The 17,019-nt window shown below is 56.8% G+C and carries 10 protein-coding genes and 1 pseudogene; 4 read left to right on the forward strand and 7 right to left on the reverse strand.

Annotated features, from left to right (window positions below; genetic code table 11):
• Positions 1–7: 7 nt before the first annotated feature.
• Complete coding sequence (locus LQD11_RS03425; protein WP_238616273.1) at positions 8–3,532, forward strand: efflux RND transporter permease subunit; 3,525 nt, start codon at positions 8–10, stop codon at positions 3,530–3,532.
• A 40-nt stretch (positions 3,533–3,572) separates the two neighbouring features.
• Here LQD11_RS03425 and LQD11_RS03430 read toward each other — a convergent pair whose 3' ends face one another.
• The 5 genes from LQD11_RS03430 to LQD11_RS03450 all read right to left on the reverse strand — a co-directional run bounded on the left by LQD11_RS03430 (position 3,573) and on the right by LQD11_RS03450 (position 8,906).
• Positions 3,573–4,232, reverse strand: coding sequence for a DapH/DapD/GlmU-related protein (locus LQD11_RS03430; RefSeq protein WP_238616274.1), 660 nt, complete (start codon positions 4,230–4,232; stop codon positions 3,573–3,575).
• 147 nt (positions 4,233–4,379) lie between these two features.
• Complete coding sequence (pepA, locus tag LQD11_RS03435) at positions 4,380–5,276, reverse strand: flocculation-associated PEP-CTERM protein PepA (RefSeq protein ID WP_238616275.1); 897 nt, start codon at positions 5,274–5,276, stop codon at positions 4,380–4,382.
• Between the two features lie 237 nt (positions 5,277–5,513).
• Positions 5,514–6,311 (reverse strand): SDR family NAD(P)-dependent oxidoreductase, encoded by a 798-nt coding sequence (locus tag LQD11_RS03440; RefSeq protein WP_238616276.1) that lies wholly within the window; start codon positions 6,309–6,311, stop codon positions 5,514–5,516.
• The gene (locus LQD11_RS03445) at positions 6,308–7,942 is read right to left on the reverse strand and encodes a GMC oxidoreductase (RefSeq protein ID WP_238616277.1); all 1,635 of its coding nucleotides are present in this window, start codon (positions 7,940–7,942) and stop codon (positions 6,308–6,310) included. The genes LQD11_RS03440 and LQD11_RS03445 overlap by 4 nt, the downstream gene beginning before the upstream one ends.
• A 79-nt stretch (positions 7,943–8,021) precedes the next feature.
• Positions 8,022–8,906: a GNAT family N-acyltransferase gene (locus LQD11_RS03450; protein ID WP_238616278.1), complete on the reverse strand. Its 885-nt coding sequence runs from the start codon at positions 8,904–8,906 to the stop codon at positions 8,022–8,024.
• A 349-nt stretch (positions 8,907–9,255) separates the two neighbouring features.
• Between LQD11_RS03450 and LQD11_RS03455 the strand changes: the two genes are divergently transcribed.
• From LQD11_RS03455 to LQD11_RS03465, 3 genes and pseudogenes are all read left to right on the forward strand, one after another.
• Positions 9,256–10,089 (forward strand): PEP-CTERM/exosortase system-associated acyltransferase, encoded by an 834-nt coding sequence (locus LQD11_RS03455; protein WP_238616279.1) that lies wholly within the window; start codon positions 9,256–9,258, stop codon positions 10,087–10,089.
• Positions 10,090–10,115: 26 nt separating this feature from the next.
• Positions 10,116–10,985: pseudogene (locus LQD11_RS15745) on the forward strand (ThiF family adenylyltransferase); the annotation flags it as partial.
• A 1,118-nt stretch (positions 10,986–12,103) separates the two neighbouring features.
• The gene (locus LQD11_RS03465; RefSeq protein WP_238616281.1) at positions 12,104–13,372 is read left to right on the forward strand and encodes a glycosyltransferase; all 1,269 of its coding nucleotides are present in this window, start codon (positions 12,104–12,106) and stop codon (positions 13,370–13,372) included.
• A 23-nt stretch (positions 13,373–13,395) separates the two neighbouring features.
• On the opposite strand, the gene prsR is transcribed toward LQD11_RS03465, so the two are convergent.
• Together prsR and prsK are read right to left on the reverse strand one after the other, a co-directional pair.
• Positions 13,396–14,769 carry a PEP-CTERM-box response regulator transcription factor gene (gene prsR, locus LQD11_RS03470; protein ID WP_238616282.1) on the reverse strand — a complete coding sequence of 458 codons (1,374 nt, stop codon included), beginning with the start codon at positions 14,767–14,769 and terminating at the stop codon, positions 13,396–13,398.
• Between the two features lie 59 nt (positions 14,770–14,828).
• The gene (gene prsK, locus LQD11_RS03475) at positions 14,829–17,018 is read right to left on the reverse strand and encodes an XrtA/PEP-CTERM system histidine kinase PrsK (protein ID WP_238616283.1); all 2,190 of its coding nucleotides are present in this window, start codon (positions 17,016–17,018) and stop codon (positions 14,829–14,831) included.
• Position 17,019 lies beyond the last annotated feature (1 nt).

Below are 17,019 nucleotides of genomic sequence, written 5' to 3' on the forward strand. Positions count from 1 at the left end.
AATTCACATGTACCGACGCTTCCTGGAAAATCACTTTCTGACCAATGCCATCTTCCTGTTTATCATTATCGTGGGAGTAATATTTTATTTTCAACTCCCCAGGCAACAGGATCCAACGGTCAATCTCAACTGGGTGGGTGTACAAACCATTATGCCGGGCGCATCCGCCATTGATGTGGAACGCCAAGTTACCGACGTACTGGAAGAAGCCATAGAACTGGTTGATGACATCCGCTTCATTTCCAGCAACAGCCGACAGGATATTTCTCTAATTCTAATCCGCTTCAGGGATATCAATGAGCGCCTCTATAATGAGCGGGTCAATGATCTTCGTCGTGAAATTCAAAATGTTGAAGGCGATCTTCCACCAGAGGCAAGAAGACCCACAATTACAACCGTAAGCAGTGCCAATGCCTACCCCACCACAATGATTGCCGTGACAGGCCTGGCAGATGATGAAAACATGCGCTTTCAGGCCCAGCAAATATTGCAGGACCTCAAGCGACTACCGGGCACCGACAGAATAGAAGCCATTGGCCTGCGCGACCCTGAGCTACAGGTCCTTTTCCGGCCGGAAGCCCTGATGGGGCTTGGACTGCCCCCATCCGCACTCGCGCAGACAGTAAGCACTTACTTTCGCGATCTAGCCGCCGGCACCGTGGGACTGGGAGATCAGGAATGGCTGGTCAGACTACAAGGGACACAGAACGATCCCGATTACTTGGCCAACCTCCCTCTACTCTCAGCGCATGGAGAGATTCCGCTGCGTAGCGTTGCCGAGGTCATTCGCGGCCACCAAGAACCCAATCATCTGGCGAAATACCGTCAAGACCCAGCCATCCTGCTACCGATCTTCAAGAAAGACGACGCCAATGAAATAGAATTCATCAAACAAATTCAAGCTTACCTGAATGACTACAACCAGCATTCAAGCCAAGGCACGGGAATCACCCTGACACTTTTGGATGATCAGACGCAGACAACACGCATGGCTATAGAAACCATGCAGCGCAATGCAATCGTGGGATTCCTTTTAGTCCTCTTTACAACTTGGGTCCTCTTAGGTGCTCGTATCGCCTTCGCTACCTGTCTCAGCCTGGTTTTCGCGCTTGCAGGTACGTTTATGATTCTCGGACTGATTGGGCAGACGCTAAATGTCATCGTGCTGCTCGGACTAATGATCGTGCTGGGCATGCTGGTAGATGACACCATCGTGGTAGCGGAAGCCATTCATCGACGAATACAGGAAGGTATGTCGGCCATGGATGCGGCACTAGATGCGCTTAATGAGGTTGCCGCACCTATCACTGCGGCCGTCCTTACCACTATTGCCGCTTTCTTGCCACTGATGCTTGTTCCCGGCATGCTCGGTGAATTCATGAAAGTGGCACCCATTGTGGTATCCATCGCATTATTGCTCAGCCTACTCGAGGCTTTCTGGATTCTACCCAGCCATATTGCTGCATCTAGACCAAAGGCCGACCGATTTTCACGTCCAGGTCGCTGGCGAAGCACCATCGTACGGGTTGCCAGACTCCACTACGGAAAATGGCTAATTTCCGCACTGAGACGACCACGAGTGGTCTTGGCGATATTCGCTGGCCTGTTGATTCTATCCTTGGCCGCAGTCGCCAGCGGCATCATCAGAACAGAGTTTTTTGCAAGCGACTCAGCCCGTCTATTCTTTGTGAATGTAGAGATGCCAGCGGGTACGCCACTGGAAAAAACCATGAGCACTACCTTGTCTATAGAATCCGCCATAGAAAACCAATTCAAACCCGGCGAGCTACGATCCATGGCCAGCTATGCCGGCATCCAATTCACCAATGCCGAAGATCTTCATGGTGCAGCAAAGGGACAAATTCAGATAAGTCTGCATCCCCCTGCTCGAAATGGTCGCGGTGTGGATGAAATCATGGAAGCAGTCCGGCATGCGGTGCGGAGCATCCCCGGACCGGATGGCATAACCTTTGAAAGACGCATTGCCGGCGCCCCCCCCCTGGGTCGCCCCATCAGCGTCAAGGTAAGAGGCAATGATCTGGAAGAGATCAGGGATGCGGCTGATCGAATCATTGAAATACTGGATCTGATCCCGGCTGCCCACGATATCGTTGATGATGCCTACACGGGAGGAATGGAACTCTCCCTGCGCCTCAACCCGGATGCAATCTTACGCGCCGGACTGAACCCGGCGGAGGTCATTCGTGATCTTCGACTGCTTACCGATGGAGAGGTGGTTGCAAGCATGCGAGACCGTGGCGAGAAAATCGGTGTCCGGGTGCGTGCGGATACCCAAGCAGTGAAAGATATACAGCGTTTTTTGGAGACTCCCATCAGCCTGCCGGATGGATCTGTCATACTCTTGAGCCAACTGGTACATCATGAAGTGGTTCGAGGGGAAGGAAACATCCGTCACTACAACCTGCGCCGAGCCATCACTGTTGAAGCCGCCGTAGACGAGCGGATAATGGATGTACCAGGGGTTAACCGGCTTCTGTTGCAGCAATGGAACAGTCAGTTTGCCATGCTGTTTCCGAACGTGGATCTGGATTTTTCGGGTGACTTCGACGACATTCTAGAGAGCATCGAAGCCATCACCTGGCTCTTCATGCTGGGCCTATTGCTGGTGTACCTGATCCTGGGCACACAATTCCGCAGCTATAGCCAGCCTCTGATCGTGATGGCTGTCGTACCCATGGCATTGACAGGCGTACTTCTTGGCCTATTGGTTAGCCAACATCCTCTTAGCGTTTACACCATGTACGGAATTGTTGCCCTCGCCGGTATTGCCGTCAATGGCGCGATAGTCCTGATGTCGGCAGCAAATGACAGACTACGGAGAGGGATGTCAATTTCACACGCAATCTTTCATGCATCACGCCGCAGATTCATACCCATCCTCATTACCTCCATAACCACTATTGCCGGCCTCTTCTCACTGGCAATGGGACTTGGAGGCAAGTCACAGATGTGGGGCCCATTAGCCAGTGCCATTGTATGGGGGTTGATGATCTCTACCTGCTTGACACTTTTTGTAATTCCAGCAATGTATAGCCTGATTGTCCGACCTCAATCCAAGATAACCGATTCTGCGGCACTCCCATTGCCAGTCCTTTTACCGACGGAGTCTTCAAAACCAAGAATCAGCCATTTCCTTGACATCCTGAAAAAGGGAGCATTAAGTGGTCAGTCACACCCCGGCCTGCCACATGAATTAAAGGAAATAGCAAAATCCCCCAGACTTAAGAAATTATATCAAGAGGGGACCAAGGCACTTGAGAGACATGATTATGGTGTCGCAATTCGTGAATTTGAGCAGGGTGCCAAAGAGGCTCCAGAAATTGCCGTATTCCATATTTACGCCGCACAAGCACTGGCAAATCACATGCAACATGACATAGGTTGGGATATCGGTTACATGGCAAGACTTAAAAGATATCTGGCCGCAGCTCAACGACTGAGCCCTCAAGACCCAAGAATCCCCCTGATTCAACAAAAAATGGCAGAACTGGATTCCGGGGCTAATCGCTGAGGCCCATCAGCTGGCAAAACGACCTGCCACACCAACAGATCTAGGCTGAATCGGAATCCAGGCTTTTGATTTTGCGAGCAGGGATACCACCCCATAGCTCACCGGCAGGGATGTTGGTTCCCGTGGTCGCAACCGCTCCCGGAGCCAGAACCGCTCCAGCACCCATGGTAACCCCTGGCATCACGACACAATTAATCCCTACAACCGCCCTTTCGCCAATGGCAATACGCTTCAGCACAATTTTATTTCCAGATATTATATGTGCCGTAATCACCGAATTCTGGCCTACCGTACAGAAATCGCCAAGAGAAATAAGCGGAAAATCGCGGATCGTACCGGCGAATGCGGGTGACTTGCCTACCTCAGCCCCTAAGATCTTATATATCAATGCCTGGGTGAATACAGTATTGAATGGACGCAATACCTTCTCCGCCAAATCCGTTAATACCGCACTTAATTTCCAATAAATAAACTCGTGCGAATCCATGGAGAAAACACCTTCAGGGTACGGATTGAGCCGACGCAAAAACATAAGAAAAAGCCCCGTATACACCCCATAAGAGATCAAAAAAAACACAATATCAAAAATTACCCCATATTTGGAATCGACCGAAAAAACAAAAGCCGTCACCAAAGAAATGAATAACAAAAATGTAATGGATAGACCTGAAAAGAGAAAATCCAAAGGACTGGTTTTCATATCAAGCGCGACTCTCTTTAAAAGCCCCAAAAAAAAAGGCCGGCATAGAATGCTGACATTCCGCCGGCCTTACAAAAATCACTTCAAAAAACAACAATCTAACTTAAAAAACAGAGAACCAATTAAAACCCGAGTCAGCAGGAAAGGCTAGACTGCGGCAGCATTCATGTTAAAACCCCGGCGTCTCATGGCGAACCCCAAACCAATCAGACCAAGAGCAAAAAGGGCGATTGTGCCGGGCTCTGGCACGCGACTAAAGGTATTGGATCCCTGAACCTGCAGGAAAAGATCAGGGAATTGAGTTGAATTCGATACATACGGCTGATACGGAGAGGTGGGATCGGTCGTGCTGGTAAAGAAGCCGGAAGGTATCGTGCCAACCGGAGGGAAAGCGAGCTGAGACGTGAAGTGGAAATTGAAAATCGGCGCTTCCACCCCTTGCAGATAGTCTTCGTTGACGAAATCAAGCGCGGTCACAAGTTCAAAGTTAAAGTTGGTGGAACCAGTGCCGGTGCCAGCATCGATCAAGGTGAAGGAGGAAACCCCTCCAACAACCGAGAAACGGGCTATCTCGATACCATCGGTGAACCCCACCCCGGTGGCCGAATTTGCTGCCACCCCGGAACTGAAATCATCGTAAAACAGCGAGATGGTGCCGGCCTGTGGAATAAAATTGACACTATTAGGGCCATCGCCAGGAACGGCAAGTTCCAGCAACTGCGCGGCAACAGTGAACTGATAGTTAGGGCTTTGTGCGCCGAAGATCGTGTTGTTATCCCGATCCAGGAAGGACGTCACCGTGGACTGATAGTACAAATCGAACGGATTAGGGCCGGAAGTAAACGGATCGGAACCGAACGGACCTTTGCCGACGGCAACCGCATTGGCATCCGTGTACTGGAACTTGAAGACGTTGGAGGCAATCGTGTTTCCAGTACCATCCAACACGTTAATATCTTGAAGGGGACCTGCCGCAGCCGGATTCACCGCGATCAGCGCGGCAACAACAGCCGCCGAGGCTCCAATTTTTTTGCAAGTCATCATGGACGGATCTCCTCAATTTTTAGCGATACGGCGGCGCGATTGACGGCATCCTGCCAACCCGCCTTCCGTCCAAAACAAATGCAATCATTGGGCCAAAAAAAATAATTCCTTATTTTTCATTAACTTTCAGAAAAACCTATCCGCGCCCACCATGAATCAAAAGCAAAAGTGGAAAATTGACCGACACCCGATCTGGACCCACTCCTTATCGTAGACATAATCAAGAAGCCCTGAACATCAAGCCGGAGGCCGAAACATCTTGCCTACCTGCCGTATTACCATGGCCGAGGGGAAAATCCCCGCGAACAGGCGCTGCATCCATGTACCTTTAGCGGCCACAATCAATGGTTTATCATCGCCCAGCCCGGCAAGGGCCGCTTGCACCATGGCGACCGCAGAAGCTCTATCCTGAATAGCAGACTCATAGGCTCCCGCTTTTTCATCAAACTCGGTATCCGCGGGCCCGGGAACGAAGGTTTTCACAAGGACACCTCGGCTGAGCCATTCTCCATACAACGCCTGACTGAATTGATGAAGGCTGGCCTTGGAAGCAGCATAGGCAGCCATATAAGGCACTGGCTGGTAGGCCGCGCCTGAAGAAACATTGATGATCAGGCTGGATGCATGACGCGCCAGATCCTCCAGAAACAATCTGCACAACAAAATTGGCGCCGTCACATTCACCTGGATCATGCGCTGATAATCCTCGCCAGCACCATCCTCAAAACGCCCCCATCGCCCCATGCCGGCGTTATTACAAAGCAATCGTATGTTGATACCCTCATCGGAGAGGGTTTTCTTGATTCGGGCTGGCGCGCCAGGATCTGACAAATCCTCCACCAGGGCCTTGGTCTGTACGCCATGGACTTGCTCGATGTCAAGAGCAGTTTCCTCCAAGAGTTCCCCACGACGAGCCGTCAGTACCACGTTCATTCCCATGGCGCCTAACTGCCTCGCAAACTCTTTACCCAACCCGGATGACGCACCGGTCACCAGAGCCCAATCACCTCGAAAATCACATAGTTTCAGTGTCATGTTACTTTGCCTTTTTCGCCTAGGTGATCAGCAACACGCAGCGCGTTGGCCGCAATGGTCAATGCCGGATTGGTTCCACCGCTACTAGGGAACCAGGAAGCATCCACCACATAAAGATTACATGTACCATGAACTCTGCTCCACTCATCAACCACGCTTTTAGCTGGATCCGTACCTGCGCGACAGGTTCCGCAGACATGAGCGATTCGTTCATTATTATGGGCCTGCTGAATGTGCAGGTAGCGAAGCGGCCTCAGAACACTCTTGATCTTGCTTCGAAACAAGGCCAGTCGCTCTTCATCATAGGTTGACACATGGTACTTAATTCGAATAACTTCAGGGTCGTCATCGTGAATCATGACGCGATTTTCGGAATGAGGGGTATCTTCCATGATACTCGCCAGCACATGAGCCCTAGCAAACAATCGCCCAAAAATTTTCTCCATCAGTGGCCTCATGACCCGAATCAATATCACCGGCATGGTTTTCTTGGTTCCCAACTGAAGATCATGAAGCATTTGATCCGCCAGCACAAAACCGGGAGGCATTGACCCAAAGGACTGAACGGTACCTAATTTCTGCTGGTCAACACAATAAAAATCGTTGAACGCCAGTTCCTTGGCATTACCCTCGGCAGGGCCAACCCTGGGGAACACGGCATAAAGATCAATCAAATGACGCATCAAATACCGGCCCACCTGATCAAAATGATTGCCCACTCCATTTGGCCAGACCACGGAGCGAGAATTCAGGAGAAGTGCCGGCGTGGCCAGCGCTCCACCAGCCAAGATAACGACGCCACCTCGGATTGTTATCCGGCGATCACCCAAGCGGCCTACCACGCCCGTGGCGCGACCTTCTTCCATCTCGATCGATTGGACCTCGAAATTCTCCAATAAAGCCGCGCCTTCCTGGTTCAAGGCGGGCTCCAGACAGATATTATCTGGCTCATGTTTGCAATCCTTCGCACACAAAAAACCCTGACATCCCACGCATCCATCCACAAAACGACAGCCTTGAGGAAGGCGATACGGCGTAAGACCTTGAGAAGAAAAGTGTTCGTAAAGAGCTCGAGATTGAGTTGACATATTCGGCAGCGAGCCTGCATCTTCACCACCGCCGGGGCCAAACTGCACCCGATAGAGCTTTTCAGCTCGCACATAATACGGTTCAAAACTCTCGTAACTGAATGGCCATTGTGAAGATCGGGCAGGCACCCTATCCAGCGGATGATACCTGCCTGGCAAGAAGTCCTCGGGGAAAAAGCGCTCAAGCGCCATGCCGTAAAGGGCTGAAGACCCGCCGGCACCAGCGCCTATGAAGGGAATGAATCGGCGAGCATCAGCATCGGAAACATCCTCTATCTCATGATAAAATCGACCGGCCGCGCGAAGGGTTTTAGCATGTCTGGGAGCAGGTACCGCAGGTCTGCCCAGCCAAGACTCGGCATATTGGCCGCGCAAGGACTCCCGCTTTTTGGAGGCCCCCTTTTCGCAAAAAAGAATTCGCCAACCCATGCGAGCCAATGCATGGCCGATTGTGGCGCCACCCATGCCGGTACCGACCACAATAGCATCCCATTGCGCATTAATAAGATCATCAACCGCTTCCCCATCAAGCCCTTGCCCCATGCCAAGCCCTCTCTTTATTCACCTATTCAAGCCATAATAGCCCGAGTGTTTCATAAAGAGCATAGCGAAGATTTTGCATTTATATGCATGTACCTCCGAGAGTGGAGTGTTTCGGCAAAATGTCTTCGCGAGTTTGCTGACTCATTGAAGCCGTCATCGCCAAGGAATCGGGGGAAACCTCGGCGCGGTAGGGAAACCTCAAGCCTCTATGCTCACACCCCTGACCCACACGCTCGATCTGAAACTGAAATCTCCGCAAAATGCGCGCCAGAGAGGGCCGAACCAGAAAAAACAGTGCCTCGACTCCTTTCTGACTGGCTGTCCTTATCGCTGCTCGGAACAGCACAGCGATCACCGCATTGCCATCCACATTAGGTGCAGTACACGAGCCCCAATGCTTCGAGTCCAAGCAATGGCGAAATCGCTGATCCAGTTCACCACGCAAAGCACGGATATCAAGGCACTCACCACTGTCGGCCCCGCCTGACCAAGAGTACCATGGTCGCATTTTCATGCCTCGAATAACACCTTCGTTGCGTAACAGCGAGCGGAAGCCATCACTGGGAAAAACTGAATCACATCTTTCTGGTGCACGGCGCGCTGCAACCCGATCGCTATTTCGGCGTCGATAAACCGAGGGGATGCAGACTCGGGAGATTTCATAAGCCCTTTCGGCCTTGAATCTGTCTACCTCTGCCTCGGGGCTCAAAAGACTGAAAAATGGCAACCCTCTCTCCATGGAGGGAATAAGCCGCATGGTGCCGATCCACTGTTCCGTCGGTCGATGACGCACCAGAAAGGGAATGGCATGCTCATCCCACTCGTCGCGCTCCAGACCATCGGGATAGGCATGGGGATCCTCGTACCCGGTCTCAAGACAATACACCTGATATCGGATACGGTGGTGAATACGACGCGTTTCCCTCGTGTCGGCAACGACAACTTCGTAGTCATTCTCGATCATTTTGGTCAACTTCGCGTGATTTATGGGCGCATTGAGTGTAATCAGAGGACCACCCTACAAGCCAAACGTAGATCACAGATCGGAAAAGCTTCCGGTGAAGAACTCAATTTACGGGTGATTTCCAGGGTTTCCGCAAGGCGGACCCCATGGGCAAGGGCTTGGATTGCCCTCACTTTCAGAGACGACGAGAACAATGGCATGCGCATCGACAAAAAATGCCTGGTCAATGACTGGGGAAGGCGCAACGTTCCAAGCAGGTATATACTTGAGCAACCCATTCAGGGGTTCCGGAAGGGGTCGTTCACCGCACCGAGCCTGCCCATTCACGCCTGACCCATGAAGCCGACCGATGCTAGCCATTGACCACTTCTTCAAGTATTTCCGCCTTGATTTCGCCCGCACCCCGGAACAGCTCCGGGCGGTACAGCGGGCAAGATATGACGTCTACGTGAAGGAATTCGGGTTTGAAAACCCCGACGATTGCCCTGACGGTCTGGAGCGGGACAGTTTCGATGTCCAGTCACTCCATTGCATGGCGGTCTACCAAGGGGACAACAAGGAGAAGCGGCCGGCGGACGAGGAGGTCGTCGCGGGTTGCGTGCGGGTCGTGCTACCCACGCTGAAAGATCCCGATGGCATGATGCCGCTGGAAAGGTACTGCCAGGCCAGTCTGGACCCCGCCAATCCCCGACACCCACGCCGTACGCCACGGGACACGCTGTGTGAAATTTCCCGATTGGCGGCACACCCCGAGTTCCGCAGACGACCCCGGGAAGCCGAAACCCGCATCGGCGCCCTGCCCGACAAGCTCGACCTGCCCTCCGAAGAGGAAATGCGTACCTACCCCCTGGTCAGCATGGCCATGATCTGCGCCTCCCCCGCCATTGCATTGCTGGTGGGTCGCCCCAACATGTTCATCATGGTGGAGCACTGGCTTGCCAAACTCCTCAAGCGCCTTGGCATCCCGCTGGAACAGATTGGCGAACCCACCGACTATCACGGCACCCGTACCGCCTTCTATATCCGTGCCGAAGGCATTGTGGAAGGCTTCAATGCGGACATGCGGCAGCTTTACGATCGGGTGGAAGCCAGCTTGCGCGCCAATCTGGCGCAGGATGACCTGGCCACCACGATCCGTGCCGAAGATCATCCCATGGGCCTCGACGTGAAGCGCCGGCCCTGAGTACCGCCTGGGGAGGCAGAATGAATATTCAGGAATTCGACTACCAGACGGCCTTTTCACGCAACCTGGGCTGGCTCACCGAAACGGAACAGATCCTGCTGAAAAGCAAGCGCATCGCCATCGCCGGCATGGGCGGTGTGGGCGGTACGCACCTGCTCACCCTGACCAGACTGGGCATCGGCGCCTTCCATATTGCCGACCTGGATGTCTTTGAGCAGGCCAACTTCAACCGTCAGGCAGGGGCCATGACAAGCACCCTGGATCACCCCAAGGCGGAAGTGCTGGCGCGCATGGCCAAGGACATCAACCCGGCCCTGGACCTGAAGGTATTCAATGAGGGTGTCCAGGGGGACAATCTCGATGCCTTTCTGGAGGGCGTGGATCTGTTCGTGGACGGGCTGGATTTTTTTGCTCCCCAGATACGTGCGCAAGTCTTTGCCCGATGCCGCGAACTGGGCATCCCCGCCATCACCGCGGGCCCCATCGGCATGGGTACCGCCTATTTGATATTCACCCCGGATGGCATGAGTTTTGAGGATTATTTCCGCATGGCGGGGCTGTCGGTGGAACAGCAATATGTGAACTTCCTGGTGGGCCTCACGCCGTCAGGCTTCCATCGTGATTATCTGGTCGACCCGCAACGCCTGAATCTGGCTGAAAAACGCGGTCCCTCCACCATCATGGCCTGTCAGCTCTGCGCCGGCGTCACCGGAACCGAGGCAGTGAAGATCCTGCTGAACAGGGGGCCGATCCATCCGGCTCCCTACTATCATGTATTCGATGCCTACCGCCCGCGGTATCGCCGGGGCCGCCTACGCTGGGGCAACCGAGGCCCCCTGCAGACCCTGAAATGCAAACTCGGCTACCGACAGGTGGCGCGTCTACTGGCAGCACCGGCACGGGCATCCACGGACGCAGCCACACCCGAACTGCCCAAGCCGCTGGCTACCATCCTCTCCCAGGCCCGCTGGGCCCCCAGCGGCGACAACACCCAGCCCTGGCGTTTCGAAATTCACGACGACACCCGCTTCACCATCCACGGCCATGACACCCGTGACCATGTGGTCTATGACCTGCGGGGCCGTGCCAGCCAGATCGCGCTGGGCGGATTGCTGGAAACCCTGGACATCGCCGCCGCTACCCATGGATTTCGTTGCGACATCCAGCGACGGCTGGATGCGCCTGAAAACCGGCCCACATTCGACGTGCAACTGATCGAAAGCCCGGCACGAAGCCATCCCCTGGCACCCTTCATTGCGGCCCGTAGTACCCAGCGCCGATCCATGCAGCGCCGCCCCCTTACATCCCGTCATCGTGATGCGCTGGAAGCCGCCGTGGGTCCGGATCATTATGTAGTCTGGCTGCAGGAACCGGGGGAACGTCGCCGCATGGCCAGACTGCTCTGGGATAACGCTCTGGTCCGCCTGACCACCCCCGAGGCTTACCCGGTCCACAGCAGCATCATCGACTGGAATGCACAGTACAGCACCGAGCGCATTCCCGATCAGGCACTGGGCATGGATCCCCTGGGGCTGAAACTGATGCGCTGGGCACTGGCCAGTTGGCAACGGGTTCATTTCCTCAACCGCTACCTGGGCGGCACCCTGCTGCCGAGATTGCAGATGGACCTGCTCCCGGCCCTAAACTGTGGGGCGCATTTCGTCATCGTTTCCAGGCAGCCGCTGACCATCATGGATGACTACATTGCCGGTGGCCGGGCCATGCAGCGTTTCTGGCTGACCGCAACCCGGCTCGGCCTGCAATTCCAGCCGGAGATGACGCCGCTGATCTTCGCCTCCTATGTTCATGGACAGGTGGAATTCAGCCGGGAGTCCAAATCCATGGAACGGGCCGTTCGCCTGACCCGGGATCTGCAGGCCCTGGCGGGCGAGACCGCGGTACGCCAGGGAGTCTTCATGGGGCGGGTCGGCTACGGCCCCAACCCGGCGGCACGATCCCTGCGCCTGCCCCTGTCAAAACTGCTCACATCATCCGGACACGACAAAACCATTTCATGACTTCCAGCTTCAAGCCCCATGATACGAACACCCCGGGGACGGAGGGTCAGGCTCAGACAAAAATTCAGAAGGAAAGGAAGCACATTCTGTTCGTCGGTGAGTCCGTCACCCTGGCCCATGTGGTGCGCCCCATGGCCCTGGCCCGTACCCTGCCCCCTGAAGACTACCGGGTCACCCTGGCCTGTGATGACCGCTACCTGAACCTTTTCGATGCCTTGCCCGGGGATCTGCGCCCCCTGCGGACGATTCCTTCAAGGGATTTCCTGGAAAATCTTGCCAAGGGCAAGGCGGTTTACGACAAATCGACCCTACGAGACTACGTACGCTCGGATCTCGAGCTACTGGAATCCACCCAACCTGACCTTGTCGTGGGAGACTTCCGGATCTCCTTGGGCATCAGCGCGCGACTTTGCAAGGTGCCTTACGTCACCATCACCAACGCCTACTGGTCCCCCTATTCGCAGTTGGCATTTCCCCTGCCCGAACATCCGATCACCCGGGTGCTGGGGGTGGGGCCATCCGAGTGGTTTTTTGCCAGGCTTCAGCCCATGATCTTTGCCCGGCACGCCCAGCCACTCAACGCTATCCGCAGGGAATACGGACTACCCGGTCTGGGCGACAGCCTGCAGAAGGCTTACACGGACGCCGATCTGACACTCTATGCGGACATCCCGAATTTTGTCCCGACCACTTCCCTGCCGGCCAACCATCAGTGGCTTGGACCGATACTCTGGTCGCCGCACACGCCCCGACCCGACTGGTGGGACAGACTGCCGAATGACCGCCCCATCGTCTACGTTGCCCTGGGCAGTTCCGGGGATCAAAGGATCCTGCCCCGCATCCTTCGGGGTCTGGCCTCCCTGCCCGTGACCGTCATTGCCGCCACCTCCGGTCGCGCCCTCGACCATGTCCCCGCCAACACCCTGACCGCCGACTTCCTGCCCGGCATCAAGGCCGCGGCCCGTTCATCGCTGATGGTCTGCAACGGCGGCAGCCTTTCCACCCAGCAAGCCCTGGCCGCGGGCGTGCCGATCCTGGGCATTGCCGACAATATGGATCAGCACCTGAACATGATCTGCATCGAAAGATCGGGCGCGGGAAAACGGATGCGTGCCGGGCAGGTATCCCCGGAGGGCGTCAACAGACTGGCGCGCCGACTACTTGAAGACTCCGGCCACGCCGAAAGTGCCCGAACATGGGCCGGGAAGATGTCGGAGCATGATACCGGCCTGTGTTTCAATAGACAGATCCGCTCTCTTATGTAGAGCACGACTCTATACCGCACAACTCAGGTATCCTCCCGACCCAAATCATGCTTCTTCAACAAATCGTATAAAGTCGGCCGGCTCACTCCCAGCAGTTCCGCCGCCCTTGAGATGTTGCCATCCACCATCTGCAGGGTGCGGCGCACGGCGCGGCCTTCCGCCTCGTCCCGCACCCGACGCAGATTGAGCACGAGCGGATCCTCGCCGTCGGCCGACAGTTCCAGATCCTCGGCGGTCACCTGGTTGCCTTCGGCCATGATCACCGCCCGCTTGATGCGGTTTTCCAACTCCCGCACATTGCCCGGCCAGTCATGGCGTTCGATGGCGCTTTGGGCGTCCTGGGAGAAGCCGCGCATGGTTCGGCCCTGCTTGCCGGCCAAGCGCTCCAGCAGCACCCGGGCCAGCAGGTGGGCGTCACCGGTGCGATCCTTCAGCGCCGGGATATGGATGGTGATCTCGCTGATGCGGTAGAACAGGTCCTCGCGGAACCGGTCCTCGGCGATGAGGGTGGACAGGTCCTGGTGGGTGGCGCAGACCACCCGCACATCCACCGGGATCTCCCCCCGACCGCCGATGCGCTCGATGACCCGCTCCTGCAGGAACCGCAGCAACTTGGCCTGCAGGGGCATGGGCAGATCGCCCACTTCGTCCAGGAACAGGGTACCGCCGTCGGCATATTCGATCTTGCCCCGGGTCTGCTTGACGGCGCCGGTGAAGGCGCCCTTTTCATAACCGAACAGCTCGCTCTCCAGCAGGTTTTCCGGGATGGCGGCGCAGTTGATGGCCACGAACGGCCCCTGCTTGCGGCGGCTCAGGCCATGGAGGGCCTGGGCAACCACCTCCTTGCCGGTACCGCTGTCGCCCAGCAGCAGGGTGGTGGCATCGGTGGGCGCCACCTTTTCCACGGTGCGGCAGACCTTGAGCATTTCCGGGCTGGCGGCAATGAGTCCCGGCAGGGGTTCGGTGGCCTGACGGGCCGACAGGCGGCGGTTTTCCGCCTCCAGCTCGAACAGGCGATGGGCGCGCTTGACGATAAGGTTGAGGATGTCCGCGTCCACCGGCTTCTGGTAGAAATCGTAGGCGCCCAAGGCCACGGCCCTGACGGCGTTGTCGCGGTCGTTGTTGCCGGTGACCACAACCACCTTGGTCTCCGGGGCCAGGGACAGGATCTGTTCGAGGGTGGCCAGACCTTCGGTCGCACCGCCCGGGTCCGGCGGCAGGCCCAGATCCAGGGTGACCACGGAAGGTTCGCCGCGACGCAACTGGGCAATGGCCTCATCCCGGTTCTGGGCGGTCAGGACCTCGAAGTCGTCAAAACACCAGCGCAGCTGGCTGAGCAGGCCGGGATCATCCTCCACCAGGAGTAATACGGGTTTTTGCTGAGTGCTTCCGGTCAACGTCTGGGTGCCTCACTGGCAGTGATTTGATTGCGTTTCTCCCGCAACGGGAGAGGGCTCTAGTCTTGGGCCCCCTTTCCCCGCGGGAGAGGGGCTTCTTCTTGCGGTTGGGCCAAAGGAATGCTGATCCGGAATCGCGACCCCACGCCCGGTTCGCTCCACACTTCCAGATCCCCTCCCAGGGCGCGAACGAACTCACGGCTTTCATAGGCGCCGATGCCCATGCCGGTGAGCCCCTTGGTGGTGTCAAAGGGCCGGAACAGTCGCTCGCGGATGAATTCACTCGTCATCCCGGTGCCGGTGTCTCGAATCTCCAGGTAGGCCTGGCGGCTGTCACGCCAGAGACCAAGCCGCACCTGGCCCTCTGGCGGCGTGGCTTCCTGGGCATTCTGGATCAGATGATTCATCACCGACAACAGTCTCTCCGGGTCCGCCAATACCGGGATCGGCTCTCCATTGTGAGCCAGTTCCGGCAACGGTGCACGCCCCTGGGCCTGCGCCACGGCGCGAACGGCCAGAAGTCCCACATCCACCGGCGCCATGTCACGCCCCGGATCTCCGGTACGCAACTGCAGCATGAGCTTGTTCATGCGCTCCACGGCGTTCTCCACCGTGCCGATGGCATCCTTGAGAAAGGCCGGATTGTCGCCGTGGCGCCGGGCATTGCTGACCACCAGGGACAGCTGGGCGATCAGGTTCTTCAGGTCATGCACCACATACGCGGACAGCCGGTTGAAGGCCTCGAACTGCCGGGCCTCGGACAGCGCCCGCAGGGCCTCCATCTGGGCCAGGTGGCTGGCGGCCTGAAGTCCGGCGGTCTTGAGCAGATCCCTGTCTTCCCAGTTGATGTTGCGATGGGCCCTGGGGGCCAGCAATACCACGAAGCCGAGCAATTCGGCCCCCTGTTTCAAGGGGATCAACAACCAGATCCGTTCACTGTCCCGCATCCAGTCCGGCAATTCCAGGCCGGCATGTCGCTCGGGTTCGGACAGGCATTCCGCCACATCCAGCACCCAGCCGGTATCCAGCAGGTAGCGGGCCAGACTGCCGTCCACCGGCTCGGCGTGATCACCGGCCTCGGCCATGTTGATCTGGGCCGTCTGAGTGAAATGCCGACCGCCGTCGCGCATCCAAAGCTGCCCGCCGGGGCTGTCGACGATGTCCGCCAGGGCGCGAATCACTCGGGTGGGCAAGGCCTCATGCCGGGTCTCGTCGGCCAGGGTGGCGATGAAGCGCAGCCACTCTTCCCGATAATCATACTTGTAGTTGAAAAAGTGCTTGCTGACAAAGACCTTGAACTGCGACCGCAGACGCCCGGAGGCCGCCAGCGCCAGCAGGCTCATCAGGGCGGCAAACAGGAACACGGCCTGGAAGACCGTGCCCCACTCACCGCCGAAGACCCGCAGATAATAACCCGCCGCCGCCATCAGCAGCAGGTAGACCCCGGCGCTCAGCAAGGTGGCGGTGTGGAACACCATGCCCCGTGAGACATAGACATCCAGCGACCACTGGGGGTTACGGGCCGCGGACACGGCAATCAGGGGCACCACCAGGGCATTGATAAATCCCCTCGCCTCCCACAGGCCCGCATCCACGTTGCGAAACAGCAGGGACTCGGCATACATGTAGAAATCGAACAGATAGACACCGCCCACACCCAGGCACAGGTACTTGATGGCCCAGCGCCCCTCCCGGGAAGTGTTGCGATAGATCTGTTCCACCAGCAAAAGGGCGATGAGGGTGAGCAGGAGCTTGCCGCCGAGCAGCACATCCCCACGTATCCAGGCTTCCGGCAGCATGGGCTGGAGCAACAAATAGGCCACCAACCCCATCAGCAGCAGCACTGCCGCCAATCCCAGCAGGATCAAGGGTGGCTTCAGATCAGCATTCGCGTCGGCCGCCGGTAACGTACTGGATCGGTTGCCCGCCGAAGATGACGGCGGGCCGGGACGGGCCGGGGCACGGGAAACCGGTAGCCGCCGGTGACTGCGTGCCTGCCAGATCAGCCCCCAGAGAAAACCGATCCAGGCGGCATCCCGGAGCAGTTCCGCGGGAAAAACAAGTGACAGGGGGATGCGTTCGGGCCAGATGGCCTGGGCGGCCAGGGTCAAGGCCCAGAGGATGCCGGCAGCGGCGGCCAGGATCAGCAGTGCCCCCTGCAGGCGGCGTTGCCAGCCGATCAGGAGCACGATCAGCAGGGCGGCAAAGCCGATGGCGGCGATGGCGTATCCGGTCACGCCCAGGGACACG

This window comes from Ectothiorhodospira shaposhnikovii (assembly GCF_022227765.1).
Taxonomy (GTDB): Bacteria; Pseudomonadota; Gammaproteobacteria; order Ectothiorhodospirales; family Ectothiorhodospiraceae; genus Ectothiorhodospira.